3 protein-coding genes are annotated in these 2039 nt (G+C 67.3%); all 3 read left to right on the forward strand.

Translation table 11 applies throughout. From position 1 onward, the window contains the following. On the forward strand, positions 1–343 hold a 343-nt coding region (locus VFL64_RS18635; RefSeq protein WP_489541879.1), incomplete at its 5' end, for an ABC transporter permease. Between the two features lie 70 nt (positions 344–413). After that, positions 414–1379 carry a substrate-binding domain-containing protein gene (locus tag VFL64_RS18640; protein WP_489541880.1) on the forward strand — a complete coding sequence of 322 codons (966 nt, stop codon included), beginning with the start codon at positions 414–416 and terminating at the stop codon, positions 1377–1379. Between the two features lie 139 nt (positions 1380–1518). After that, positions 1519–2039: Gfo/Idh/MocA family protein (locus tag VFL64_RS18645; RefSeq protein WP_489541881.1), on the forward strand; the 521-nt coding region annotated here is incomplete at its 3' end.

The following is a 2039-nucleotide window of genomic DNA, read 5'->3' on the forward strand; positions in this document are numbered from 1 at the left end:
GCGCTACGCGGCGGTGGACGTGGACCGCATCAAGGTCATCACCTACGTGCTGCTCGGCGTGTGCGTGGGCATCGCCACCCTGCTCTACGTGCCGCGCCTGGGCTCGGCCTCGCCGACCACCGGGCTCTTGTGGGAGCTGGAAGCGATTGCCGCGGTGATCGTCGGCGGCACGGCGCTCAAGGGCGGCGCGGGCAGCATCACCGGCACGGTGGTGGGTGCCGTGCTGCTCTCGGTCATCAGCAACATCCTCAACCTCACCAGCATCATCAGCGTCTACCTCAACGCGGCCGTGCAGGGCTTCGTGATCATCGCGGTCGCTTTCATGCAGCGACGCCGCCGGTAGACCGCATCACAGCGTTCCTCAACCGCGGCCACGAGCCGCACCGTCCATCAGCAACACAACGGAGACAACCATGACATTCGCTGTTCGACTGCTCGCCGCCGCCGCCATCGCGGCCGGCACCCTTGGCTTTGCGGCCAGTGCCTCGGCGCAGAACAAGGTCAACCTGGGCGTGGCGATTCCCGCCGCGACGCATGGCTTCACCGGCGGCATCGTCTGGTGGGCCGGCGAGGCCAAGAAGGAGCTGGAGAAGAAGTACCCCGACCTCAAGGTCACCATCAAGACGGCCGCCAACGCCGGCGAGCAGGCCAACCAGCTGCAAGACCTGGTGACGGCCAACAAGATCAACGCGCTGGTCGTGTTCCCCTTCGAATCGGCCGCACTCACCAAGCCGGTGGCCCAGGTGAAGGGCAAGGGCATCTACGTGACCGTGGTCGACCGCGGCCTCACCGACACCAGCGCGCAAGACGCCTACGTGGCCGGCGACAACACCGCCTTCGGCAAGGTGCCGGCCGAGTACCTGGCCAAGGCATTGGGCGGCAAAGGCAACATCGTCGCGCTGCGCGGCATCGCCACCACGCTCGACAACGAGCGCATGGACGCCTTCAACAGCGTGATGAAGAACCACCCCGACATCAAGCTGCTCGACGCCAAGTACGGCAACTGGAACCGCGACGACGCGTTCAAGGTGATGCAGGACTTCCTGACCCGCTTCAAGCAGATCGACGCCGTGTGGGCCGCCGACGACGACATGGCGGTCGGCGTGCTGAAGGCCATCGACCAGGCCAAGCGCACCGACATCCGAATCGTCTTCGGTGGCGCCGGCGCCAAGGGCATGGTCAAGACCCTGATGGACGGCACCGACCCGCGCATCCAGGCCAACGTGTCGTACTCGCCGAAGTTCATCTACGACGCGATCAAGCTCACCGCCGAAGCGCGCCTGAAGGGCGAGAAGCTGCCAGCCACGACCATCATCCCTTCGGTGCTGATCACCAAGGAGAACGCGAAACAGTTCTACTTCCCCGATTCGCCGTTCTAAATCGCCCCCCAGTCGCTTCGCTCCTGCCCCCAAGGGACGCCACCCAGTGGACCGGCAAAGCCGGCTCCACGGGTGTTGCAGGATCTGTCGCGACGCTTCGCTCGCTTCCTTCCTTCGACAACTCCCGCCAGGCACGCGCATGAACGCCTCCTCCTTCACCCCCCTGCGCTACGCCATGGTCGGCGGCGGCCGCGGCGCCTTCATCGGCAGCGTGCACCGTGCGGCCATGGCGCTCGACGGCCAGATGCGGCTGGTCTCGGCCGCGCTCTCGTCGCAGCCCGACAAGGCGCTCGCCTCCGGCCGCGACCTCGGCCTGCCCGACGACCGCAACCACGCGAGCTGGCAGGCGCTGCTGGCCGACGAGCTCAAGCGCCCGCCCGGCGAGCGCATCGACTTCGTCTCCATCGTCACGCCCAACGACCTGCACTACCCCGTGGCCAAGGCCTTCACCGAGGCCGGCATCCACGTGGTGTGCGACAAGCCGCTGGTGCACACCAGCGCGCAGGCCGAGGAACTGCAGCGCGCCGCGCTGCGCGCCGGCACGGTGTTCGGCGTCACGCACAACTACACCGGCTACCCCATGGTGCGCGAGGCGCGTGAGCTGGTGCGCGCCGGCGCCATCGGCCCCATCCACAAGGTGATCGTCGAGTACCACCAGGG

This window comes from Rhizobacter sp. (assembly GCF_035702065.1).
In the GTDB taxonomy this organism is placed as follows: domain Bacteria; phylum Pseudomonadota; class Gammaproteobacteria; order Burkholderiales; family Burkholderiaceae_C; genus Rhizobacter.